This window comes from Pseudoalteromonas sp. SR45-6 (genome assembly GCF_014163545.1).
In the GTDB taxonomy this organism is placed as follows: domain Bacteria; phylum Pseudomonadota; class Gammaproteobacteria; order Enterobacterales; family Alteromonadaceae; genus Pseudoalteromonas; species Pseudoalteromonas rhizosphaerae.
Genome location: NZ_JACJDM010000061.1, coordinates 1 through 25,491, shown reverse-complemented (window position 1 = coordinate 25,491; position 25,491 = coordinate 1). Strand labels below are relative to the sequence as shown.

The following is a 25,491-nucleotide window of genomic DNA, read 5'->3' as shown; positions in this document are numbered from 1 at the left end:
TTGGTAGCTTGAAGTGGCTACTTCAAACGAGCGAACCTTTCAGTCATCATGAACTTCCAGAAAAGACTAGAGAATGGTATGTCGAGCTTTCAAATCGATATAGTGCACCTTCAAGTTAACGTAATGTCTTTAAAAATTAACCTTAGAAAAGGGACTGGAGTAATGATTTGCTCTGCAATAAAAGTTTTGTGGAATGTAATATGTATATCCGCTTTGTAATTAACGAATTTTGTCATGAGTCAAATCAGCGTCTAGGTCTATTTCTTGCTGTTAGGTATATGAAAGATGATAATAAATTTTTGGATTATGAGTTGGAACAAGCAGAGAGCATTATGGAGTGGTTTAACAACCACCTAGAATCGCCATTGGATTATTTGAATGCTCAAAAACTTAGAAAAGCTGATATTTTCATAAGTTGGTTCAAAATATCGGCCAAAAAACATATTTCTAAGGTTAGAGAATTTGTTGTATTGCTAGAAAGTAAAGGTATCGTAGTTGAAAAAATCAGAACAGAAAGACCTGGAAAAATAGTTTATTCAGATGAATATCAAGTGTTTGCTAAGCCATTTGAAAAGTATTAACTTTAACCACCCCTGATAGTTTAGCTGTACCACTTATCAATTGGAAAGTACTTTACTGTTATACATACACAGACATATATAAATTTTACCTAAATCAACCTCAAATAAAGGTTATTAACCCGTATTTGAGATTTTAAATTACTGTGTGGATGCAATTCACTCTAGTTGATTAATAATGGATTGTAGTTAACTGTTTTAAGAGCTGATACCAAAAACGAATTGTAAAAAATAAGAGACAATAGATGACAAGTGATACACCAAAAGACTATAGCGAGGATATGTATAAATTCTACTTTGAGGTTGGTGAGTGGAAGGGCGAAGCTCTTACAATCATTAGCTCATTTCTAGGTCATTATCATTCGAAGAATATAACCAAATTAGAGTTTGGTTATGAACTGATAATGCCTATTCAGTGCGTACCAGATTTGGTGTCACTTTTGATTGAGAAAAACATAGCTATTTATCAGATAGTGCGTGGTGAAAAAACACAAGAAACTTGGCGGTTATGACGAACTTGTAGAGTTGAATCAGTTTTTGTCACATTTTTCCTGTCCCTTGGTTTTAGTGTTTAAGGTGGATAGCTATTTTGTGTAATGTACTTTATTAAGATGTTATTAGCTTTGAGGAGATTATGGAAAGTATAATAAAACAAGCAATTCAATTGCGAAAAGAGGCAAACATCATGAGTCAATAGCGTTACTTGAAACGCTACTAGATAATGAGACATATTCTGCTAAAGCTCACTTACAAATTGCTTGGTCGTACGACAATCAAGGTAAAGAGAAAGAAGCGGTTGAGCATTATCTGACATCTCTTACAGGTCCTTTATCATCCATTGAAAGATTCGATGCTTTGTTTGGACTGGCAATTAACTATCGAAGCCTTGGTATGTATTCAGAGGCCCTAAGCTATTTCGAGCAAACGATCAGTGAGTATCCTAGTTGCATTGAAATCCAACCTTTCTATGCCATGTGCCTTTACAACATAGGTCGTCACAAAGAAGCAACAAAGTTGCTGCTCGAACTTTTAGTATCCACGACGAATAGTAATGCTATTAAAGAATATCAACGAGCTATTTCTTTATACGCTCAGGATTTAGACAGAACTTGGTAAAACGAAACACATTTACTAGTGGCAATTCGAGCAGATTTACAATACGTAGTTATCAGTATTATTAAGTCGGCTTCAATGTCCGCATATGGCACATCTGTGACAGTCAGACTTGATTGAGTCCTATTTATCGGTTCTGACAAATCAAGTTAAGATGTAATCACATAGGTCTCTTAAGTACGTCTACTTACATTTTACGGATAGCATTCACTTTATTAATCTTCTTAATAACTCCTGACTCAAAAAGTTGCTTCGCGCTGGACTTGAGCAATTGAGTTTCCTCAAGCGTTATATGCTCTTTAATGATTAAGTTTGCATAGATAATTTGCAACTGGTTTATTGCACGGCTTTTCTTTCTGCATTCAAAGCACTTGATCGCATGTGCATCAATCCAAAACTTTAATTCTTCAAACCAATATTGCTGCTCTTTAGCAAAAAATATAAACGCTCTATGACAATCGACACATTGCTCTTCTATATCAACATAGAGTTGCCTTGGATATAAACTGTCACATTGTTTTTCGATAACTGCGGGGATTGCCGTCTCAGGAAAGTAGCGAACACTTTTATACCACCAAAAGGCATTCTCGATTTCTTGCTTTGTATAACTATTACCAGAGAGGATTGGCTCGCTGCCATATCTTGGGTGGTTTACATAATTGGTCATCTTAGCTATTTACCCAGCACAAAAAGGATGGCTAAAGCGCCGACTGCTAGAGCAATAATTAAACTTTTATTTAGTTTACTCAACCAAGGAGAAACAATAACGTCATTTTCTGAGTCGTTTACTCGCGGTTGAGGCTGTTGAGCTGTTGGTCTTGCTGGCAGTTCGCTGTCTGCAAGCTGCTGCAAAGTCATTACAACCTGTTCAGGATTAACATGGTCGCCATTTGCAATCGTTATATTCTCAATAATGCCACTGCAGTCGGCCATTATTTCTAAAACAACTTTTTCAGTTTCAACATCAAATAACACATCACCGGCATAAACGAGTTGGCCTTCACTAACATAAAGTTTAGCGATATCTGCTGTGTTTATTGAGTCTGGAAGCGTGGGGACTTTAACATCTATGTTCATAATTCCTCCCTGGATATAATACCAATCGACTTAAATATTTAACCATTTATCTGTCGCTATAAATGGTCAGTAACTTAAAACGATTGGTACAACACTATATATTAACAATTAAAACTAAAAAACTGAAAGCTAAATTATCAACCAAACGCGACATTAGCGAACACGGCGGTCATCAGTATCGGACACACATAACGTATGTACTGAGCAAACCAATAACGCATGCCACTTGCAGCCTCATTTAATTGATTACCACGGCGCCACAACCACCCTACAGTGATAAAGTAAAATAAGCCCATAAGCGGTAATTGATACTGAGTCAGTACCATGATCACTAAACCAAATAGCCAATCAAAATTGAAAATAATCAACGATGACGCGGCTAAAACCGTTAAGCTCACTAAAAACGTCGCTTTTTTACGCTCTACTTGATGGTTTTCAACTAAAAAAGCCACTGGAATTTCAGTGGATGAAATAGTCGATGTGAGCGATGCAATCGACATAAGTACAAAAAACAGTAAACCAACCAATAAGCCAATTTCGCCCATAGTATTAAATAACTGCGGTAGAATTGCGAAAATTAGTTGCCCTTCTCCCACTAATTTTCCATCACTAAATACTTGCACGCCATTGTGCTGCGCCACGTAAATTGCAGGAATAATTAATAAACCCGCTAAAAAGGCAACCCCTGTATCAAGTAACGCTACCGACGCGGTTAACCGCGGCAAATTAGCATCAGGCTGCAAGTACGAGCCATAAATCATCATACAACCGACACCCAGTGACAGTGAAAAGAACGCCTGTCCCATTGCCGCAATAATTAAACCTGGGTCGAGTATTTGGCTAAAGTCTGGCACTAAATACGCAGCAAAGCCTTCACTTGCGCCATCAAGCGTGGCTATATAAGCAATTAGCACAACGAGTAACACCAATAGCATCGGCATTAACCGTCGCGACCATGTTTCTATGCCAGATTTAACACCTTTGAGAATAATACTCGCAGTGAGGATCAGCATCAGTGGTGTAAATACAAAATTACGCGCCATCGAATCCGTGTGCAAAAACGTACTGACGGTGGTAAATCCAAAAAAGCTAGCAATGGGTTCAAGGGCATAAGCAAGCATCCAACCTGCAACAATTGAGTAAAAGCTCAGCATCACAATCGCACCGGCTAAACCTAAATAACCAGCAGCAGCGCCTACTTGCGGTGCTTGCTCTTGCCATGCTTGTCTAAGTGCTTTAACCGGATTAGCTTGCGCTTTATGGCCTAAGTACAACTCAGTGTATAAAGCTGGCAAGGCTAAAAAAAAGATAACTATAAAATAGACTAGTAAAAACGCGCCGCCGCCATGATTTGCCGCTTGCGTGGGAAATCCCCAAATATTACCTAATCCAACTGCAGCGCCAGAAGCTGCTAAAACAAAGCCAAGGCGGCTTTGAAAACCATCACGCAATTGTGCCATACATCTACAAATCTGTTATTATTTTTCATTATTGTGAATTAAACCATATTTAACTCTCACAGAGTAATAAATTTGCCTTGGCTTAATTAACCAGCGCACAACCGCACAAAATATAAACATGTTTGTTCTTTTATCACTTTAATTGTGGATTTTATGCCTGCATTATTTTTTCAACAGCAACTCGTTATCACCAAACACAGCGTGCAGCCATTCAATGCGAATACTATTTTATTATTTGATGCCCAGCAGTTAAATGTTGATGAATTCGATTTAAACGCACTATTAAGCCCATTTGAACTGACGGTGATCACCCGTAGAAAAAGTTACAAAGCCAAGCAAGAATATTTAGCCACTCGGCTACTGCTTAAGTATTTGGTAAAACAAACGATGCCACAATTTCGTGATCTAGCAAATAACCATATTAGCTCTGAATTTGACCAGCAAAGCAGTAAATTACTGCTACATATAACTGACAGTGACACTGTATTGCGTAGTTGTTTATCCCACTCTAATGGTTTTGTCGGTGCTGCATTAAATGTAGAACGAATTGAATTTGGTTTTGATATTGAAAAAATAAACCTGAAGCGCCCATTTGCAAAGCTCGCTAAGCATTTTTATCATCTTGATGAGGTAAATTTAATAACGCAAGATCAGCAAAGCGCAGAACGATTTTTTAGAATATGGACCTTAAAAGAAGCACTTGCCAAAGCCACCAGCCAACCAATTGCAAAATTACTCAGCCCCAATGTATTTACTGAACTTGAGCGAGCAAATTTAACAGCGCTGAGTTGTCAATATCATGAGTTTGATATCAGTGTGGTAAGTGACAAGAGCACTGTCTGGCAGTGCTCTGTGGTAAATTCTACCGCCCAATTACGCGGCGTTTTGAACTTCTAATAAACGGCTGTGGATCGCTTGCACAACAAAGTCTGACTCGCTCTGCTCCACTAAAAAGCACAGGTTATGTTTACTTGCGCCATGACAAATTAAGCGAATATTAAAATCGCTTAATACATTCATTAAGTTAATTTCTTGCTGACGTAATTGAATTTGTGAACCAATTAATGCCACTAAGGTTAAGTTGTTCTCAACCGACACGTGGCAAAACTCCGCTAACTTATCAAGGCATTCTTGATCAAGCTCAGGACGCGAGGCATTTGGCGCATTATCTAAAGTAATTGCAACACTTATCTCTGAGGTAGTTACCAAATCAACCGAGATATTAAACTCACTTAAAATTGTAAACACGTGGGCTAAAAAACCACTAGCCAAAAGCATTTCGGGGCTTTTTAAGGTTAACAATATTTGATTTTTACGCTGCGTGACAGCACGAATTCCGGGGATTTGTGATTTCTCACGTTCGATCCAGGTACCACCACGTTCAGGCTCACGGCTAGAACCAACAAACACACTAATATGGCTGCGGCTCGCAGGTAAGATAGTTGCCGGATGTAATACTTTCGCCCCAAAGGTAGCCATTTCGGCCGCTTCATCAAAACTTAAACGCGCAATCGGCGTAGCCTTAGCACATAAGCGCGGATCGGTGCTAAAAATGCCCACGACATCAGTCCAAATGTGCACGCTTTTAGCGTTTATAGCTTCGGCCAGTAATGCCGCACTGTAATCTGAACCACCACGACCAAGTGTGGTAGTTTGACCATGCGCGTCACTGCCTATAAAGCCTTGAGTTACAATAACCTGTTCAGCTAATAACGGAATTAAATGCTCTTTTGCGGCCATTGCTGTTGCAGCTACATCTGGGGTTGCTTTAGAAAACTGGCTGTCGGTTTTTAATACCTGTCGCACATCAAAACGCACCGCATTTAAGCCATTTAAACGCAGTACCTGAGTAAATAAATAGGATGATAAACGCTCACCAAAGCTCAATAACTCATCATGTTGTTGCTTTGATTTTAGTGGCTCACTGGCAAGTGACTTAAAAGCTTTAATGGTTTCATCAAAGCCATGAGCTAAATCAGCATCCAATGACAGCTCATTTAAAATAGCTTCTTGAATAGCAATAACGCCAGCAATGTTCTCATTGCGCTCATCTGCTGATAAATCTTTTTTACATAAGGTCACAAGGTGATTAGTCACTCCTGCGCTGGCACTTACGGCCACTACTCGTACGTTGTTATCGGCTACAATAATTTCACTGCAACGGCTCATCGCTTCAAAGTTAGCCACACTGGTGCCACCGAACTTTGCGACTACGTAGTCTGATTTTTGATTTTGTGCTGACTGTTGCAAGTTAGTTGCAGCTAATTGGGTATTCATGTCGTCTCCTTTTGTGGCATTCATACCACGATAAAACAAGAAGAACTTGGCAAGGGGGTGCTCGATAAGAAAAGTCCACTGCCAGAAGCTCTCCACCTAATTGGTGACAGTTTTGAGGATTCAGCCCCATAAACCGAAAAACCACTGTGACGTCCAGTTGCTTTCCTCGGCGAGTACTTCCCTCCTTAATGATTACAGGCATACGTCGCCTAACATTAAGTACCTAAGTACCGCACCTCTTCTGAATGTTAGATTAATTACGTAAATTATTAGCAATTAAATAACAAAACCCGCTATTAAGCGGGCTTTGAAAGTTATCGTTTAGACGTCTAGCTGTCAAGTTGTTTTAAATAATAAAAGCAATTAAATAAAACTACCTGCTAAATACGATCCCATATAACCAATTGTATAAGCGATTAATAAATACACCGACATACGTAAATAACTCATAAAGGTAAGCGCTTTTACTTTACTCATAGCGATAATACCGGCAGCCGAGCCAATAATAAGCATGGACCCCCCCACCCCAGTTGCATACGTAAACGACAACCATTGTTGTGGACTCATCACTATTTCAGCTTTAAGTAACGCAGCCGTTAGTGGTACGTTGTCAACCGCAGCTGATAATATACCCATTAAATAATTAGCGTATTGTGCTGGCATTAACTCGTAAAGGTGAGTGAACTTACTGAGCATACCGACTTCTTTCAGGGCGCCTACAAGTAATAATACGCCAACGAAGAACAGCAAGGTGTCGTATTCTATTTCGCGAATATAATCGATGATTTTTTTATTCACATCTTTTTTGCGCATTAAAAATTGCGCTACTAAAAACATCAACGACAAACCAAATAAGAAAGTTAACAAAGGCGGCACATGATAAAGCACGCTTAACGTTAATGTCCCGACAATCGTTGATAAGAAAATCACTGCAATAGTGATATCTGTTTTCTCAATGCGACGGTCCTCTTGTTTGGTAAACTCAACTTGGCCGTTGAGCCCAAATGACAGCATAATGGCCAATAGCGCCACGCTAAATAACGCAGGCACAACCAACAATAGCAAGTGACCAATGGTAACTTTGTCATCAAGGAAAATCATCAAGGTAGTAACATCACCGGTAATTAACGACACTCCGCCCGAGTTCACACTAAAGATGATAAGCGTAGCGTATTTAATTAGCTTTTTCGGATCGAGTTTTAACGACATAACCACCGCAAGGGAAATTAATGTGGCTGTGATATTGTCTGAAATCGACGAAAATAAGAAGGAGAACCCGCCAATCAAAAACATCAGTTTGCGTTCGCTAATAGCACTGGGCATTATCTTATGCACAATATTTTGGATAAAACCTTTGGAGTTCAAATAGGCTACAAAGGTCATTGCAGCCATTAAAAACAACCACAGTGTGGCAATCTCTAAAATATTGTGGTCAAGTTGATGTTGTACGTTTTCGGGGCTTTGCCCGTGAAGCGGCGAGATAAATAAGATAATCCAGCATAAAGTACCAAAGAAAAGCGTGGTTTTGGCCTTGTTTACATGGATAATATCCTCTATAACGATGAGCACGAATGCTAGCGTTATCAGGGTTAGGATAATTGCAGTTACCATGGTGTTTGAACAACCTTTATAAAAATGTAAAAATTGTATGTTATGAGCCGCAGGACGACACGGCGCGCAGTCTAGCACCAAAGAATGTGTAAAACTATTGTCAATTTGCTTTTCTACGACTAATCGCTGAGGCCTAACAAGCCGGCTTTACAAGATAAATTAGGATTTTTGGAGTTTTATGATCCCAGCTAAAAAGTTGCTAAATACCCTAACAGAGCACTGGGGAATGTTAGAGCTGCTATTTAAACGTTTTAAAATGGCTGATTTCAGCCTAAAAGACGTGCAAAATGCGATCAAACAAAAACAACCTACGTGGTCAAATGAGCGCATTTACAAAGAAACCAACCGCCTTTTAAACCAAGATATTATTATTCCCTTGGCTAAATCGTCACAACTTGAAATTAACCGTGCAATTGCAGATTTTGCCACTTTTTTATTGCAGGAAGAACATTTAGGCTTGGCGCAAGAAATTAGCGTGCTGGTTGAAGATTTAGCCCGTTTGGGTAACCGTTTAGACAATGCCGGTAGTATTGAAGACTACGACGAGATGCGCCGTTTTAGCCGCATTATGGATGATCGGGTGCGTAAAATAATGAAACTATTTGCCCACAACGAAAATGCCATTTTAAATATTGTAGAACAAGCAAAAGCTAATAATGCGGTGCAATCATTACAAAAGCGTTATCAAGCGGTGATTGAAGCGTTTGATGAATACATTGAACCAATGCTTGAAATGGTTGATATTCGTGGCGATTTTCATGCTTGTTTTAATACCATCGAAACACAAATCAGTACGCAAATCGAATATATTGAACGCAGCGGTAAAGCTTATCAAGATAAACGCATGCTTGAACGATTACGTACCCGAATTTTAGAAATGCATTTAGTTGGTCGCGAAAGCCTGCGTAAAAGTGCCGATATGCTAATGCCACTGCGTGAAGAGTTGCGCCGTAATAATATGATCACTCGTCAAGCAGCTAAAGTACTTGGTTTAGTACGTAAAAATGGCGTTGATAATATGCTCAGCGCCGTACAACCACATTTTGTCTCTGACACGCAGCGATTCTCATTGGGGCAACAGCGCCATATGGTCGCTTATATGGCTGCACTTGTTGAGTTTGAACACAGTGAATACGAACTTCCTGATCAACAAGATGTGCCTGCTTTTGTTACGCCAAATATTCCAGATTACAATAATGTTAAAGCAAACTTTAAAAAACGCTTCAATGCTAAACGTAAAAAGCCACAACCATTATTGACCTTTTTAGAGCAAAGCTACCCCGACCTTGAAGCCGACGAAATGCTGTTTTTATATCAAAAGCTGGTAAGTGACACCGATATTGAAATCAATCAAAGCGATGAAAAAATGCGCGTAAAAATTGCCGGGCAACATTTTTCTCTTTTCCCTTTTAATTCTAAGCCTGTTGACTCTCAGCAAACACCAACAGTGGATGAGTAACCGTTATGACACAGATAAATTTAGATGAACTTAGTCATCTACAAGCAATTAATAAAAAATTAGTCACCGGCTATCACATTAGCGAACAAGACACCGTAATGTGGCAAGAGCTTGATCAACAAATTGATCATTACCGCGCATTATTCAGCGCCCTTGGCCACGATTTACAACATGACAGCCGTGGTTTTTATTACTTTGCCAGTGATGAAAGTACACCCAATATGGGGAAAATTTCCCGCGCGATTGCCTTAACCATTTATATCTTAATTGAGCACTATGCAAACTCAGGTAAAGACCCAATGCGTGCCTTATTTGATGAAGTGAATGATTTAGAACTGATGCAAACTTTAGTGCAAATGAACAAGCACTTATTTGATCAACTCGAAATTTTTTCAGGATCAGACCTACGTAAAGACGTGTACTTACGCATGATTCGACTTGGCCTTGCCCGTGAAGTAGAAGGCGGCTTTATGCTGCAAGCACCTATCTACCGTTATATTGATGCCTTAATGGAAGTAAACGAAGAAACCTATATTGGAGAGGACGAATAATGAAAAACCTATACGGCCTCAGTAAGCTGGCATTATTAAACACCGCCGGTTATGCCAAATGTGTGATCCCGCTTGATAAAAGCAGCTCAATTTGTGCACCAAATAACACCGGTAAAAGCTCGGTGATCAATGCTCTGCAATTTCCGCTTATTAATGATTTACGCCTAACAGAATGGGACGGTCATGATTTAGACGAAACCCGTAAATTTTATTTTTCGTCAGATCAATCCTATATTTTACTCGAAGCCGACCTACCCCATGGCCCGGTGGTGATTGGTGTAGCTGGGCTTGGTAAAATTGCCGGTTACGCACATCAGTTTTTTTGTTACCAAGGCAAGCTTGATCTTGAGCAGTATACTCAAGGTAAAACCATCATTAAGTTCACTAAACTGTTTAATCATTTAAAAGAGCAAGGCTTTAACCCTATTGAGCTTAAAGCGCAAGAGCTCAACGCACTATTAACGGGTGGTGCCACGCCATTTGATGGCGACATTAACTTAAAGATGATCCCGCTTAACAACGTGCAAGATTCGGCAATTTATAAAGAAATTTTCCGCCGTATTTTGAACCTGCATAAATTAGGCGCTGCCGACGTAAAGCGCTTTATGTTACGCGTATTTGAACGCCACATGTCAAACTCAAAGGTCGATTTTTATGAAGTATGGCGTCGCTCCTTTGATAAAGTAAACCGCGCAAAACGTGAGCTAAAAGCACTCGAGTCGATGCAAGAGCCTATCTGCGCCCTTGAATCAATGCTTGAAAACCAAACCGTACTCAAAGGTAAATTAGCCGCATACGCCCCCAAAATTGACCAAGCATTAATCGATTTTGATAGCTACCAAGAGGCGCAATTGAGCGAGCTTAATGTTGCCCTTGAAGACATTGAACACGAAAAGCACGAGTTTGAACAAAAACAACAACTTTATGTACAACAATCGCGCGATATTGAACGCAGGCAAACACAAATAGAGCAATGGTTTTTAGACTTTGGTGCTCTAAAATCTGAATTTGAATTGGTTAACATGGCAACCTTAAAAGTAAGCCTTGGTCAATTAAAGCAAGATTACGAGTCACTATCGCATTCTATCAACAGTGCACAAGGGCAAAGCCTGCATACTCTTGATTACCGTATTAGTGAAACACAAAAGCAGATCAAAAGCTTAAAGCTACAGCTTAAAAATCTTGAGTTTAATTTATTTACCCGTATGCGCGAGGATTTATCACTTAAAGAAGTTGAAGAGATCTCGCGTATTCTAAACCCTGACATTCTGTCATTTGCCACCACCAGTAATGGTGATATAGATATCACTGATGAAGATGCCTTTGGTGCATTTTTAGAGCAATTATCAGATAACGTGAAAGGCGGCGTGCTTACCCTGCCAGGCGCGACCATCAAGCTGAAAAAACTCTCACCGGTGCAGATGCAAAGCGGTGAAAATAAAGAGCAACTTACTGCGCAACTCAGCGCCCTAGAACAGTCACTCAATGAATTTAAGCAACAGCGTGATGTGGCCGCCAATGTGGCCGACAAACAAAAAGAAAAAGATGCCTTATACGATGAACTCATGGCAGCAGAAAGCGCACTTAAACGCTTTGAACAATTCCAGGTTATGCTGCAATCTATTGATGCACAAACACTCTTAAAAGAGCAATTATTGGCTGAACGCGAGCAAGTTGATAGCTACTTACAAGATATTCAAAATAACAGCGGTTCAATTAGTGATCGACGCTCGATTATTAAATCGAAAAAAGATTTAATTTCACGCCAAGCCGAGCGCCTACGCCAAGTGAAATCTGAACGAATTGACCACACGCTGGATTTATATAGCGGTAAAGTCACCCCGTATATGATTGATGTGCAAATTGACTTTGATAATCTCAGTGACTTAGTTCATCACTTTAATAAAGATTGCCAAGAGCTGCGTAATTTTGATATCAACGTTCGTAATACCTATTTGCATATTTACAATGCCGGTATTACCAAATTTGATAACGAAAATGACGAGTTTAGTAAATACCAGAAATTGATTGCCGCGTTCCATAATATTGATAACGAACGTGATGCGGTTGAACGCCAAGCCCGGGTTGCACTCACAGAAGTAGCCGCGACGATTAAGGGACTGCGTGAAGATTTAGACAGACTGCGCCGTGAAATGAACAGCTTCAATAAAGGCATTAGTCAGCATCGTATTTCAAACTTACAAGCATTTAAAATTAACGTGATACCACGCAAAATGTTGGTTGATAGTATTGATACCATAATCAGTACCTCAAATCAGTTTGAACAAGGTGATACGCTGGATTTACTCAGCCAAGAACCCTACAGTGAAAGTGCTGTCAACGAAGCAAAAGATCACTTAATTAAACTTGCCTCTGATAAAGCCGGTTTAACCCTTACTGACTTATTTGATATTCGCTTTGAAGTAGTAAACCGTGCAGGCGAAACCGAGCATTTTGAAAAAATTGATTCGGCTGGCTCAAACGGTACGCGTATCACCATAAAATTATTATGCGGTATGTTGTTTATCCGCTACTTATTAAGCGACCAAGAGCAAAACTTATACCGCATCCCGATTTATATTGATGAAGCGGCCGATATCGATCCGCAAAATCAAAAAGCAATTATAGAAACCGCACTCAGCTTTGGCTTTGTGCCAATATTTGCCTCGGTGAAACCACAAATTAGCTGTGATTATATTGTGCCAATTCGCTCCGTTAAAGACGGCGCCCAGAACTGGGTAGATGAAAAGGATTGGATAGAAGTAGAGCATGAATAAGACAATAGCCACGTTTGTGTAAATTAATGCATCATTCAGTCAAGGACGACTAAACTAATTAGTACTTATCATGTACACAAATTACAGGTAAAAAATAACATTTCCTTGAATTAATTCTATGTTATGTTATCAAACGAATAGTAATTAAATTTGCCAAGGAGCAAACTCCATGAAAAATATACTAATTGCAGCTGCTGTATTACTACTAGCAGCGTGTGCAAAAACGCCTGATATTGACTACGACAAATCTGTGGACTTTGGTAACTACAAAACATTTGCTTGGTTTCCACAAGCGACCTTGGCTGACGCTGGTAACTATCAAATCAGTCCATTGATGGAAAAACGTGTGCGTGAAGCGGTAAATGCACAATTACAAGCAAACGGTATGACACCTGCCGATGAAGCATCAGCAGATGTATTAATTAACTATCATGCCTCTGTTGATACTAAAGTTGACGTTGATACATTTAATGTAGGTTACGGTGCACGTTGGAACTACTGGGGCATGGGTTATAACACGCAAACAACAACCCATGAATTTGATGTGGGCACTTTAGTGATTGATGTTGTTGACCGTGCCTCTAACCAGCTTGTTTGGCGTGGTGCTCGTGAAGGTCGCCTTCAGAAGAAACAAACACCTGAAGAGCGTAACAAAGCAGTACAAGAAGCCGTTGCAACAATTTTAAGTGGTTTTCCACCAGAAAAACTAAAATAACACTTTAAATTAGCATTCAAAAAAGCTCACTATTTAGTGAGCTTTTTTGTAAGTCTTATGCCTCTTTTAGCACATTCGCCACAAATTCTGTGAACGAATTGGCTATAGGACTAGTAAAGCTAGCATTGTATACATTGCTTGTATCGGGTCTAATATAAATAGTACCATCTATATCGTTTGAAAAGACCATAAGAAACCCATATCTAAAATGTTCAGTGTGCTTATTTTGTTCGTAAATATCTAAACGTTTTATCTCAGGGTTAATCCCATAAATAGGCTCATCAAATATTTCTGCATAATTTAAGTTTACCAGGTAATCAAAAAAATCTTTTGGTAAATCAATATTTAATCTTGCTTCTAGATCATAAACTTTTTTTCTTGCTTGGCCTTGGCCAACTACACTAGAATGATCTTTCAACATTTCTACTAGATTCATAAGTCCTTCTTATAATTAATTATACATAGCATTTTTTATGAAAGTTAAACTATGCAGGTTTATTAAATTAGTAAATGCTAATCCGCCTTATATTTATGCAGTAAATCTAGCGGTATATGGCAGTAATCATCTGGATGATTAGTTAGTCGGTCTTGGTGCTCAGCATCACTGGGGACATAATTTGTTAGCGGTTTAACCTGTACAGCTATTTTGTCGGCATCATCTCGTTGGCTGATATAATCGCTTGCTAACGTTAAGTGACTTTGCTCTTCACTATAAATAGCCGTGCGGTATTTTTCACCCACATCATCACCTTGCTTATTAATACTGTATGGGTCAATAATTTCAAAGAAATAATCAATTAGTTTATTAACCGTGACAGCATCAGTATCAAAAATGACTTTGACACACTCTGCATAACCATCGTACTCACTTTGTGTATTATCACTTGTACCATTAGCCCGCCCTGCTTCTGTAATAACTACTCCGGGTAAGTGCTTCATAAACTCTTGCACGCCCCACAAACACCCTCCCGCAAAATAAATAGTTTGCTGGCGAGCATAAAAGTTAGCTGGTTGTTTTTCATTCATAGAGGGACCTAATATATTTAACAAGCAAAGACAGTGTAATGCTTTCATTTTAAGAATGATCATCAAATGCAGTTTTTTCGAATTAATGTACAATAGCGCCAAAAATCGTGACTGTTTAATTTTGCTATTTTATCACGCTATAAAAAAGTGTTACGACTTTAATTTTTAGCGCAATCGCACATAAAGAATATGAGAAAAACAACATGAACCGTACCTCGCACCTTATTATACCCGCAGTACTTGCCAGCATATCCAGTGTTGCTTATGCGGCAGATGACTCTGAAGAATCGACAACCATTGAGCAAATAACAATCGAGGCATCCCCTACAGCAAATACGTTACCAGTAGGTACCTTTGACTCACCTATATCAAATTTAGAGTATGACCCTCGTGTTGATTTGCAATCGCGTAACATGGCAGAAGCACAAGCTGATGTTACTATTCGTGGCGGTATCTTTGAAAACACCGGTTTTAGAGTCGGCAGTGCTACTTTACTCGATCCGCAATCAGGCCATTATTTTGCAGAAATTCCTATTGCACCGCAAATGCTCACTGGCGCAAGTGTATTGACCGGTGCTGATAATGCACTTTACGGTGTAAATAGCTCAGTAGGTAGTGTGTCGTTTGGTTGGAAGCCAATTACGACTGGTGGCAGTGTATCTGCAGGAGTCGGCACTAACGACTTTAATTTACAGAGTGTTCATGCTGGTAAAAGTATCCCTTTAGATACAATCGCCGATTGGCGCCTAGGTTTTGAAGGGGAATATTCTCATTCACAAAGCGATGGCTCAATTGATTTTGGCGATCATGATTTTAATCGCGCTACTGCTCGTGTGCAATTAACGAGTGCAGATTCACAAACTGATTTATTTTTTGGCTCACAAGAGAAATTTTTTGGCTGGCCGAACCTCTATACCCCATTTGGCGTGAATGAAACTGAAGACTTAGAAACGCAACTGTTAATGCTTAACCATAAACAAAGTTATGCAACAAACAGTGAGTTTGAAGTATCAGCTTATTATCGAAAAAATAACGACCATTATATTTACTCTCGTGAAAACCCAAGCGCGTTTGAAGCTTTTCACGAAACAGAAGTTAAATCATTCGCCATCTCCGGGCGACATGCTCAAAACGATGTGTTCTCACTAAACTACTCAGCACAATTTATTGAAGATTCCATTGAATCAACCACGCTTGAGAATAACTTTACTTCGCGTAACTATTATAAAATCAGTGTATTGCCAGAATACACTATGGCTCTTGAGAACAATCAGCAGCTAACAGTGCGTTTAGGCGCAGCCTTCGATGATACCAACCGCGATGACTCACAATTATCGCTGATAGGTGATATCACATTCAATACAATTAATAGTAACGCCACTGAGCGGACATTTTATTTATCCTACGCTGAGGCCAGTCAAGTTGCAGGTTATACTGCTATTGGTGGCAATGACTCTGGTGGATTGTTTAGAAGTAATTATAACCTTGAGCGTGAAACCACCAAAAACTTAGAACTGGGTTTATTACTAGAACAACAAAGTTGGCAGCTTAATTCGGCTATTTTTTACCGCCAAGATAATAACTTAACTGACTGGACATTTAGCTTTGATTCAACCTCAGCGCGTTTTGCCGAACCGGTTGATATTGATACCGCTGGCCTTGAATTTTTAGCCACTAAGCAATTTGAAAATACTGAAATTATAGCCAGTTACACCTACCTCCATAAATCAGAAACCTATGGCTCGCCAGATGTCGATGCAAGCTTTTATGCCTTAAACTTCCCTGATCACCGTTTAACTCTTGGTGCTGTATGGAGCCCGACGGATATATTAGAGTTTCGGATTGATAATGAATGGCGTAAACAGCATAAAAATGCGCTGCGACGCTCTGATGATGAAGCCTTGTTTACTCAGCTGACGTTAAAAGTAACGCCACCGATACTGCAAAACTTCTTTATTACCTTAGCAGCAGATAACCTTTGGGATGAATCATTTGAGGAAATTCCAGGCACACCTGGGCGCGGTGAGCAATACACACTAACTGCAACTTATAGCTGGTAAATAAAAAATATGTATAAAAACCGCATTTTTAAGATGCGGTTTTTTTATGTCATTTGTTCAAGCTCGGTAATTAATTGCAGCGCTTGCGCATTCGTTGTTCCACACACATCAATCGTCGCACTAAAATCACTGCATACTTTTGGCCGCCTTTCATCACCAAATAACTTACATAAATTGTTGTTATCTAACTGAATACAGCGCTCTCCTGCTTTTTTGCCATTAGGCATCCCCGGAATTGGTGAGCTAATACTTGGTGCGATACAACAAGCCCCACACCCGAGTCGACACGCCATTGGTGATGTATTCATCTTTGCCCCTTTTGTAATCTATTTCGCTAATTTGTTAATTGTGTAATGACTTGTTACATCTTAATACGCCTTGTAAACACTTTATTCATTATAATTGCTGTGTCACCTAATTATGAGGAAAGCCCAGTGGCTACTAAAAAACAAATAATTCTACCTATTGCCGTATTAGTCGCCGGTGTAGGTCTTGCGGTTGCGTTTTCAGCAATGAAACAACCGCCAGAAGAAAAGCCAGCACAAGATACACGCCCTCTGGTATCAGTTAGCGCAGTTCACCTTGATGCAATTACGCTAGACGTAAAATCCTATGGTGTAGTAAAAGCAAAAGATCACACCCCACTGGTTGCGCAAGTAAGCGGTCAAGTGGTATTTGTCTCTGAGCAATTTGTGCAAGGTGGATTTGTCAAACAAGGCGATATTCTAGCACGAATAGATCCAAATGATTATGAAGCAGCGTTAATTGAAGCCCAAGCAGGCATGGCGCAAGCCAGCTCTGATCTAGAAATTGAACGAGCGCAAGCTCATGTAGCACAGGCAGAGTGGGATCGAATAAAAGACGATTCAAATCAAATGATCCCATCTCAATTATATTTACGCAAACCACAATTAGCCGAAAAACTAGCGCGTTACCGTGCAGCACAGGCGTCTGAAAAACGTGCAAAACGTAATTTAGAGCGCACATACATAAAAGCGCCTTATGATGCGATTATTTCTGAACGTGCAATTAGTTTAGGCAGCGTAGTTAATCCTGGAAGCCAATTTGGCGCTCTCAGTTCAACCTTAGTGGCTGAAATTCGCCTTCCTGTGGCAGATAAAGAATTACAATACCTAATCGATAGCGGTATCGGCGCGAATGTAACACTCAGTGCAGACTATGCTGGTAAGCCAACTACTTGGCAGGCAAAAATTGTCCGCAGCGAAGGTGTTATTGATCAAAAAAGTCGTATGAGCTATTTAGTGGCGCAAGTAAATACACCTTATGCCAGTGAGCAACCGCTGCGCTTTGGCTCTTATATCAATGCGACCATTTCTGGCCGCGAGCTTGATAATGCGATTATCGTTCCTCATCACTTAGTGAAAAACGGTAAAATAGTGGTAATGAATGATGATTTAACTCTTTCGTTCAAACCTCTTAATATTATTAGAGAGCAAAATGGCATGGTCATCGCTTCACAAGGCTTAAATGATGGTGAGCAATTGATCACCTCGGCTTTAGATTTCCCAACCGAAGGCATGCAAGTAAAGCTAAATGACTCTGATAAACCTGCAGCTGCAACTCAACTTGCACTGAAAGAGGAATAGAGCATGACCATCCATAGCGAAAAAGGCTTAATTGCCTGGTTTGCTCGCAACCCTGTTGCAGCAAACCTATTAATGATTTTTATTTTAGTGGGTGGTATTTTAACCGCGTTTTCTATTCGCAAACAAATGTTCCCACAATTTGAAAATAACTGGATCAGCGTCCAAGCTGTCTACCCAGGTGCTGCCCCACAAGAAGTAGAAGAAGGCATCACCATCAAGGTAGAAGAAGCTCTCGAAGGCCTAGAGGGTATTAAACGGAAGATTACTTATTCAAACCGCGGTTATTCTCAAGCGTGGATCGAAATTGAAGAAAAATATGATACTAAAGAAGTGCTCGATGAAGTAAAAATGCAGGTTGATGCAATCAACACCTTCCCTGCAGACATGGAGCGTCCTATTGTGCGCCATGATAAGTTTGAGCAAGAAGTAATGATCCTCGCCTTATACGGTGACATGAGCAATTATCAGCTCAAAGAACTTGGCAACAATATCAAAGACGAACTGCAAGCACTGCCACAAATTAACTTAGTTGAATTTAATGGTGGCCTTGATTATGAAATTGGTATTGAAGTTAGCCCTGATAAACTTCGTGAGTATGGTTTAACTTTTAGAGACATTGCGAATGCAGTGCGTGCTTTTTCAGCCAATATGTCTGCAGGTCAGATTCGCTCTGAAAACGGCTATATTTCGATGCGGGTTGAAAAACAAGCTTACCGAGGGGATGAATTTGCCAAACTGCCATTGATATTACTACCAGATGGTGCACAAGTGTATTTAGGCGATGTAGCAACCATTAACGATGGCTTTGCAGAAGGCTTACAATACTCTAAATACAATGGTAAAAATTCCTTGTCGTTTGAAGTAAATGCCTCAAAAGATCAAGATATTACCAAAGTTGCAAAAGTTCTTAAGCAATACCTTAATGATAAAGCAGGTCAACTTCCAGCGGGTGTTAAACTCACGCCGATTGTCGATTTAACCTACTACCTAGAGGGTCGATTAGACATGATGATCGACAACATGGTGTGGGGTGGTCTATTGGTTATGGTGGTACTTGCGCTATTTTTACCCCTACGCTTAGCATTTTGGGTGATGATGGGTTTACCTGTGTCATTCCTTGGCGCGTTTTTAATGATGCCGATGGGCTTTTTAGATGTCACCATCAACTTAGCATCACTATTTGCCTTTATATTAGTGCTAGGTATTGTGGTTGATGACGCCATCGTCGTAGGTGAATCAGCCAGTGCTGAAATTGAAAAACATGGCCACTCTCTTGATAACGTAGTACGTGGTGTTAAGCGCGTCGCAATGCCTGCCACCTTCGGTGTCTTAACTACCATCGCTGCTTTTTTACCGCAAACTTTAGCAAGTGGCCCTGGTGCTGCGTTTTCAAAAGCCATTGGCGGGGTTATTATCCTGTGTTTGATTTTCTCTCTGATTGAATCAAAACTTATTTTACCAGCCCACATAGCAGCAATGAAACACCGAGAACCAAATCCGAAAAACCCATTACATCGCCTCCGTAAAGTGATGGATGGCGGTTTAAAACGGTTTGTTGATAACTATTACACGCCATTTATTGGCCATTGTATTCATTATCGTTATACCGTAATTATTGGTTTTATTTGTGTATTAATTGTCAGTGCTGGGATGTTTGCCGGTGGTTTAGTGAAGTTTGTAGCGAACCCTAAAATTCCTCATGACTTTCCACGTATCTCAGTCGAAATGAACTTAGCATCGTCTGAACAAGCAACCCTAGAAACCGCGCAAAAAATAGAGCAAGTTATTATCAATGTTGATAAACAACTTAAAGAGCAATATGGCACAGCTATGGTACGCGATCTTTCCGTTAGCTTACGTGGACGTACCGATGCCAGTATTATGGCGGTATTAATTGATCCTGAGTTACGCCCTATCGATACCTTTGCATTGAGCGCACTATGGCGTGAACAAATGCCTCCTTTACCGGGCGTGAAAACACTAACCATTCAAGACAGTATTATGAATGGTGGTCGAGACGACGGTGATGTGAGCTTCCGCCTAGAAGGAAAGGATGCCAAACAACTAAAAGAAGTAGCAGCAAAACTTAAAGAAAAACTCAACACCATGGAAGGTGTGGGTGATGTAAATGACTCAATGCAAAGCGCTACAGATGAAGTACAGCTTGACTTAAAACCACTGGCGTACAGCATGGGTTTAACCCTTGCCGATGTTGCCTCACAAGTCAGCTTTAGTTACTACGGCCTTGAAGCACAGCGTATTCTACGTGACGGCGAGGAAGTGAAAGTAATGATCCGCTACCCTGAAGAAGCTCGTAACTCGATCAGCGATATCGCCAGTGCTCGTATCATTACACCTAGTGGCGCAGAAGTACCTTTGGCTGAAATTGCCGATGTAAAACTGGTTGATGGTGTAAACCGTATTCGCCGCGAAAACTCAAAGCGTACTGTTAACGTATGGGCAGCAGTTGATACCGACCAAGTTGAACCTTTTGCCATTGCTGAAGAAATACGTGATGAGTACTTACCGGCACTACTAAAGAACTACCCAGGTGTACAAAGTAGTGTTGCTGGACGTATTCAAGAAGAAATGGATAGCGTTGCTGAGCAAGTGCGTGATTTTGCACTTTCAATGATGATTATCTTCGCGTTATTGGCAATCCCACTACGCTCATACTCACAACCATTGATTATTATGTCAGTGATCCCATTTGGGGTTATTGGTGCCATGTTTGGCCATATGATTTTAGGCATGACAATGAGTGGCTTATCAATTTTCGGGATCATTGCTGTAGCCGGTGTTGTTGTGAACGATTCATTAGTAATGGTGGACTTTGTTAATAAAGCACGTGCTGATGGCGTAGCAATAAAAGACGCAGTAATGCAAGCTGGTGCACGTCGTTTTAGAGCGATTATGCTCACCTCAATCACTACCTTTATTGGCGTGTTACCAATCATTATGGAAACCAGCTTACAAGCTAAAATTGTCATCCCAATGGCAGTATCATTGGCCTTTGGTGTGTTATTTGCCACGGTGATCACGCTGATCTTGATCCCATGTCAATATGTCGCACTAGAAGATGCTAAACGATTAATTCGTAAATGGCGTGGAAAAGAAGCACTGGTAGATGGTGAATCAATTCATAGCAAAGTGAATACTATAATAAACCGCTCACCTTTATAAAATTTGATATCCCAACCAACTAGCCCGAGCTGTATACAGTTCGGGCTTTTTTATTTGAATCAAAAAACGTTGAAGGAATTATCTTTAAACGAAATCGTAGAAAATATAAATAAAAATGCCTCTGCAAAAAAATAGTCAATCCCTTTTGATGTTGAATTGACTGATTTTATTGCAGAGTGTGTTAGGTAATTAATTTTCCAGAACACTAGGTTCAAGTATACCTTTATCAATTAGTTGGCTTATCATCGTACGTGCTTTTTCTCTGCATACATCACGCAATAAACGCACTGCAGGCGTTATTGATTGACGGCTTGGACAAATTAACCACAGCTCACCACAGGTATGCTGGTAATTATTCATCACTGTAACTACCCTATCGTGAAGTAGATCATCAGCAATATCTAATGCCGATTTTACGGCAAGCCCTTTGCCAGCAACACACCAGCGCCTGACTAAATCACCATCATTTGAGGCACGCTTGCCTTGCATTTTTACTTTGTATTTTTTTTGCCCATTGGTAAATTCCCAAACATTATTGATAATATCTTGCAGTTGATAAAATAACCCTGGATGCTGTGCTAAATCATCTGGATACATAGGCGCACCATAACGTTTTATATAGTCAGGTGAGGCGCATAATAAACGTGGAATATTACAAATTTTAAACCCGTAAACATTGGCATCAGTTGGCGAGCCATAACGCAGTGCTATATCCACCGAATCTCGGTAGAAATCCACGTTACTATCACTAATATGTGTGCGCAGGCTCACCTTCGGGTAACTATCCATAATTTCATCAATCCAAGGGATAACTAAATTACGGCCAAGATCAGAAGATAATGCAACCCTTAACTCACCTTCAATCTCATCATGTTCGCCTTTTAGGTTCTGCCGAGCTTGCTCAAGTATCGCTATTGCTTGCTCACACTGTGGGATATAGCGCTCCCCTGCGGCAGAAAGCCTTAGATGACGTGTTGTACGCACAAATAGGTCTACACCTAATGTTGATTCCACCCGTTTGATAGCAGCACTGGCGGTTGCTGTACGCATATCAAGTTTTGCCGCTGCAAGGGTAATACTTTTAAATTCAGCGACTTTCAAAATAAGTTTTAAATCGTCAATCTGCATATTATCTAAATATATTTGATAATGATTCAATAATTATGCTGTTTATCAAAAGTAATGCAAGCGCTATCATCTGCCTCATTCAACGGCTTTGATTAAATAAAGCTATTCGCTACAGGAACCAATTATGACACACCCGATTATTACCGACTTAGAAGCGCGTTACACAGCAAAAAAATATGATGCAACTAAACGTGTATCGGCAGAAGATTTAGCTGTGATCTATCAAGCCATGCGTTTATCTCCGTCATCAATTAATTCGCAGCCATGGAAATTCATTGTTATTGAGTCTGAGCAAGCAAAACAACGTATGCATGATACTTTCGCTAACAAGTTTCAATTTAATCAGCCGCATATTAAAACTGCATCACACATTATTTTGTTTGCTTACAACCCGAAATACACCAGAGAAGATTATGCAAAAGTGATTGACACTGATATCGCCAATGGCCGTACGCCAGCAGAAAATCGCGAGCAAGCCTTTGGCGCATACGCATTTGTTGACTTAAATACTGACGCATCTGGCAATAATGCCGCATGGACCAAAACACAAACTTACCTTGCACTTGGTAATACTATGCATGCTGTTGCGCGCTTAGGTATTGATTCAACACCAATGGAAGGCGTAGATAGCGAGCTAATTAGTGAACTTTTTGCGGATGAGTTAGATGGTTATATTTGTGAAGTCGCACTTGTCATTGGTTATCACGAAACACAAACCGACTATAATGCTAAGCTTCCAAAATCACGTTTGAGTCAAGATCAAATTATTCAAGTGGTTTAAGTTTTACATTACCGGTTAAGAAGAGCCTGTTACAGGCTCACTTTAACAAGCTTTTTTGCATTATAGCCTCTGCTATGTGCTCTCTTTAGCAGCTCCACAAACAATTTTTTCTTCGCCAAGATGATATATATTATTTATTGCTACATAGGCGCCAGATACAACGCCTGTAATAGGGACTAATAATATCCCACTAATTGAATAGTAGGTATTGGTATCCTCAAAGCCATTAATTATTTTCAATGTCTTACGGTCAGAAGATATTTCACATTTATTAACTGCTGGCATGTCCTTAGTTGGTACAACGATACAGCCTGATAACATCGTCAAAGTAAAACATATAGTCGTAACTAATTTCATCTTGTAACATCCTCGTTTTTAATTGTCATATAGAAACCATAAAAATTAATATTTATAGATTGTTGGCTAACTATCTTATAAATACTTTACTAAACAAAGTATGCGCTCCACGCAACCTGTTAGTAAATAATGGTAAAAAATTTTTATCTAAGAAAACCGCTTTTTACAGGCTTGCCTCCATAACTCCCCGCAAACCTTGCACATATAAATCAAGCTTATAGGTTCAATTTTCACTAATAAACATGCACATCAGACACAATACTATGCACCGTTTTATATTGAGGAAACTTATCTAAAATTTTCTTGCAATAACAATAGCATAGATGGGCAACTTACTTTAGCAGTGATTCTGTTAAAGAAATCAAATAAAAACCAATAAAGAAACTATTAATTTAACAAAGGTAATGAATTGCAATCAAATTGTAAGCAGTAATGTATTTAGAAAAGTAACTTATTCAGTTAATTATTATATTTAATTCAGGTACAGAAACAACGTCAAACCATGGTTATATAATAGTACAATTAAAATTAACTTTGATAAAAATCAAATTTAGATGTCTTAAATATGGCTGTTACGACTCATATTAATTATTTTTATATGGAGCCTAAAACCCGTAAAATCTAATTACAAAGCATTAAAAAAGTATTTTTGTATAATGTTACTTTTTAGGCTAATTAAAGAGTTTTAAATAGATCAATGACAACCACATTACTAGATCACACTCATTTAAAAGTATCATTGAATGATATTTAGAACTGATCGTTATCAGTACACAAATCCACCCGGTTATTGCAGCATGCTATTAAATACTGCAACAAATAAAAAACATTTATATAGGTAAAAAATGATCAGAAATATAAAAATAGGCATGCGTTCAGCCTTGGCATTTGGGATTTTGGGTTTGATTACTCTGATTCTGGGGGTATTTTCCATTATGCAATTATCACAATTGAACTCTATATCAGATGTCATTAGCCTGCATCGAATTCCTGCACTCACAACAGCGGTTGAATTAGAACGATATTCACTGCATACACAGCTATTGATTACTGAAATTTCTGACACTAAAACTCAACAAGAACGAAATGATATACAACGACAATTAGACAAAGAAGAACGTGACTATAAAAGTGCAGAAAAACGCATGGCAGCTTTAGTTCGTTCAGATGAGGCGCGTAGACAACTCGATAACGTTATAAATTTGCATGATGAATTTACAGCAACATTTACTAAGTTGTTTCGACTTTATGAGCAACAAAATGAAGAAGAAGCGTTAACTTTTCGACGTAAAAAATTTATGCCCGCTGCTGAGCTGTTAATATCTGAATTAGAGAAATTATCTCAATATCAAATTCTTAAAGCTAATCAGATAAATGATGAAGCAACGCAAACATACCTCAATTCAAAAGCGGCACTTATTAGTGGCATTGTGATTACTTTAGTGTTGCTTAGTGTTATTGCTTTCTTTTACAGCCGCAGCTTAACACTCCCGTTACGTTATGCTGTTGCAGTTGCAAGACGCGTGGCTAAAGGCGATTTAACTGAAAGAATTAATGATCCTCACAGCGATGAAGCAGGTGAAATGCTTCAAGCATTAGCTGACATCTAAGGGATCCCCAAAAATAATTATTAAGTTTCAATTACATCACTCACATCCATATTTTTCCAATCGATTTGCACTACTACCTGTACGAAATAGGCTAGTCCTTCCAAATAATCTCGCCGTCGCA

The 25,491-nt window shown here is 39.4% G+C and carries 23 protein-coding genes and 1 riboswitch; of the genes, 13 read left to right on the top strand and 10 right to left on the bottom strand.

What is annotated here, in order from left to right; all coding sequences use genetic code 11:
* Positions 1–200 precede the first annotated feature (200 nt).
* From H5158_RS19405 to H5158_RS23775, 3 genes are all read left to right on the top strand, one after another.
* Positions 201–581, top strand: a complete 381-nt coding sequence (locus H5158_RS19405) for a hypothetical protein (protein WP_077535648.1) — start codon at positions 201–203, stop codon at positions 579–581.
* Positions 582–823: 242 nt separating this feature from the next.
* Entirely contained in the window at positions 824–1,090 is a 267-nt protein-coding gene (locus H5158_RS19400; protein WP_077535649.1) for a hypothetical protein, read from the top strand.
* 151 nt (positions 1,091–1,241) lie between these two features.
* Positions 1,242–1,694, top strand: a complete 453-nt coding sequence (locus tag H5158_RS23775) for a tetratricopeptide repeat protein (RefSeq protein ID WP_404936191.1) — start codon at positions 1,242–1,244, stop codon at positions 1,692–1,694.
* A 184-nt stretch (positions 1,695–1,878) separates the two neighbouring features.
* Here the strand turns inward: H5158_RS23775 and H5158_RS19390 are convergent, their stop codons facing one another.
* From H5158_RS19390 to H5158_RS19380, 3 genes are all read right to left on the bottom strand, one after another.
* The gene (locus H5158_RS19390) at positions 1,879–2,358 is read right to left on the bottom strand and encodes a zinc-ribbon domain containing protein (protein WP_182740678.1); all 480 of its coding nucleotides are present in this window, start codon (positions 2,356–2,358) and stop codon (positions 1,879–1,881) included.
* Positions 2,359–2,363: 5 nt separating this feature from the next.
* Positions 2,364–2,768 carry a biotin/lipoyl-containing protein gene (locus H5158_RS19385; RefSeq protein WP_182719137.1) on the bottom strand — a complete coding sequence of 135 codons (405 nt, stop codon included), beginning with the start codon at positions 2,766–2,768 and terminating at the stop codon, positions 2,364–2,366.
* Positions 2,769–2,905: 137 nt separating this feature from the next.
* The gene (locus H5158_RS19380; RefSeq protein WP_182719136.1) at positions 2,906–4,228 is read right to left on the bottom strand and encodes a sodium-dependent transporter; all 1,323 of its coding nucleotides are present in this window, start codon (positions 4,226–4,228) and stop codon (positions 2,906–2,908) included.
* Between the two features lie 153 nt (positions 4,229–4,381).
* On the opposite strand from H5158_RS19380, the gene H5158_RS19375 reads away from it, so the two are divergent.
* A complete protein-coding gene (locus H5158_RS19375; protein WP_182740677.1) occupies positions 4,382–5,125 on the top strand; it encodes a 4'-phosphopantetheinyl transferase superfamily protein in 744 nt (247 codons plus the stop codon).
* On the opposite strand, the gene lysC is transcribed toward H5158_RS19375, so the two are convergent.
* Together lysC and nhaD are read right to left on the bottom strand one after the other, a co-directional pair.
* Complete coding sequence (gene lysC / locus H5158_RS19370; RefSeq protein WP_149982695.1) at positions 5,102–6,505, bottom strand: lysine-sensitive aspartokinase 3; 1,404 nt, start codon at positions 6,503–6,505, stop codon at positions 5,102–5,104. The genes H5158_RS19375 and lysC overlap by 24 nt on opposite strands.
* 77 nt (positions 6,506–6,582) lie before the next feature.
* Positions 6,583–6,754: riboswitch (Lysine riboswitch) on the bottom strand.
* A 114-nt stretch (positions 6,755–6,868) separates the two neighbouring features.
* Entirely contained in the window at positions 6,869–8,116 is a 1,248-nt protein-coding gene (gene nhaD / locus H5158_RS19365; RefSeq protein ID WP_145242276.1) for a sodium:proton antiporter NhaD, read from the bottom strand.
* 178 nt (positions 8,117–8,294) lie between these two features.
* Here nhaD and H5158_RS19360 point away from each other — a divergent pair, with 178 nt between their 5' ends.
* The 4 genes from H5158_RS19360 (at position 8,295) to H5158_RS19345 (ending at position 13,618) form a co-directional block, all read left to right on the top strand.
* Positions 8,295–9,575, top strand: coding sequence for a hypothetical protein (locus H5158_RS19360; protein WP_182740676.1), 1,281 nt, complete (start codon positions 8,295–8,297; stop codon positions 9,573–9,575).
* A 5-nt stretch (positions 9,576–9,580) separates the two neighbouring features.
* On the top strand, positions 9,581–10,126 hold the full coding sequence (locus H5158_RS19355) for a condensin complex protein MksE (RefSeq protein WP_149982697.1): 546 nt from the start codon (positions 9,581–9,583) through the stop codon (positions 10,124–10,126).
* A complete protein-coding gene (locus H5158_RS19350) occupies positions 10,126–12,903 on the top strand; it encodes an ATPase (RefSeq protein WP_182740675.1) in 2,778 nt (925 codons plus the stop codon). The genes H5158_RS19355 and H5158_RS19350 overlap by 1 nt, the downstream gene beginning before the upstream one ends.
* Positions 12,904–13,072: 169 nt before the next feature.
* Positions 13,073–13,618: a DUF4136 domain-containing protein gene (locus H5158_RS19345; protein ID WP_182740674.1), complete on the top strand. Its 546-nt coding sequence runs from the start codon at positions 13,073–13,075 to the stop codon at positions 13,616–13,618.
* Between the two features lie 55 nt (positions 13,619–13,673).
* Here the strand turns inward: H5158_RS19345 and H5158_RS19340 are convergent, their stop codons facing one another.
* Together H5158_RS19340 and H5158_RS19335 are read right to left on the bottom strand one after the other, a co-directional pair.
* A complete protein-coding gene (locus H5158_RS19340; RefSeq protein WP_182719132.1) occupies positions 13,674–14,054 on the bottom strand; it encodes an SMI1/KNR4 family protein in 381 nt (126 codons plus the stop codon).
* Positions 14,055–14,131: 77 nt separating this feature from the next.
* Positions 14,132–14,644 (bottom strand): peptide-methionine (S)-S-oxide reductase, encoded by a 513-nt coding sequence (locus H5158_RS19335; protein ID WP_182740673.1) that lies wholly within the window; start codon positions 14,642–14,644, stop codon positions 14,132–14,134.
* A gap of 203 nt (positions 14,645–14,847) precedes the next feature.
* Here H5158_RS19335 and H5158_RS19330 point away from each other — a divergent pair, with 203 nt between their 5' ends.
* Positions 14,848–16,704, top strand: a complete 1,857-nt coding sequence (locus H5158_RS19330) for a TonB-dependent siderophore receptor (protein WP_182740672.1) — start codon at positions 14,848–14,850, stop codon at positions 16,702–16,704.
* Between the two features lie 44 nt (positions 16,705–16,748).
* Here the strand turns inward: H5158_RS19330 and H5158_RS19325 are convergent, their stop codons facing one another.
* Positions 16,749–17,012, bottom strand: a complete 264-nt coding sequence (locus H5158_RS19325; protein WP_145242261.1) for a YkgJ family cysteine cluster protein — start codon at positions 17,010–17,012, stop codon at positions 16,749–16,751.
* Positions 17,013–17,138: 126 nt separating this feature from the next.
* Between H5158_RS19325 and H5158_RS19320 the strand changes: the two genes are divergently transcribed.
* Positions 17,139–18,311 carry an efflux RND transporter periplasmic adaptor subunit gene (locus H5158_RS19320; RefSeq protein WP_145242259.1) on the top strand — a complete coding sequence of 391 codons (1,173 nt, stop codon included), beginning with the start codon at positions 17,139–17,141 and terminating at the stop codon, positions 18,309–18,311.
* Positions 18,312–18,314: 3 nt separating this feature from the next.
* Complete coding sequence (locus H5158_RS19315) at positions 18,315–21,494, top strand: efflux RND transporter permease subunit (RefSeq protein WP_149982707.1); 3,180 nt, start codon at positions 18,315–18,317, stop codon at positions 21,492–21,494.
* A gap of 189 nt (positions 21,495–21,683) precedes the next feature.
* On the opposite strand, the gene H5158_RS19310 is transcribed toward H5158_RS19315, so the two are convergent.
* Positions 21,684–22,622 carry a LysR family transcriptional regulator gene (locus tag H5158_RS19310; protein ID WP_182740679.1) on the bottom strand — a complete coding sequence of 313 codons (939 nt, stop codon included), beginning with the start codon at positions 22,620–22,622 and terminating at the stop codon, positions 21,684–21,686.
* A 124-nt stretch (positions 22,623–22,746) separates the two neighbouring features.
* On the opposite strand from H5158_RS19310, the gene H5158_RS19305 reads away from it, so the two are divergent.
* On the top strand, positions 22,747–23,403 hold the full coding sequence (locus H5158_RS19305; RefSeq protein ID WP_182719128.1) for a nitroreductase family protein: 657 nt from the start codon (positions 22,747–22,749) through the stop codon (positions 23,401–23,403).
* Between the two features lie 72 nt (positions 23,404–23,475).
* Here H5158_RS19305 and H5158_RS19300 read toward each other — a convergent pair whose 3' ends face one another.
* Positions 23,476–23,760 carry a hypothetical protein gene (locus H5158_RS19300; RefSeq protein WP_182740671.1) on the bottom strand — a complete coding sequence of 95 codons (285 nt, stop codon included), beginning with the start codon at positions 23,758–23,760 and terminating at the stop codon, positions 23,476–23,478.
* An 845-nt stretch (positions 23,761–24,605) separates the two neighbouring features.
* On the opposite strand from H5158_RS19300, the gene H5158_RS19295 reads away from it, so the two are divergent.
* Positions 24,606–25,370, top strand: a complete 765-nt coding sequence (locus tag H5158_RS19295) for an MCP four helix bundle domain-containing protein (protein WP_182740670.1) — start codon at positions 24,606–24,608, stop codon at positions 25,368–25,370.
* Positions 25,371–25,491: the final 121 nt, after the last annotated feature.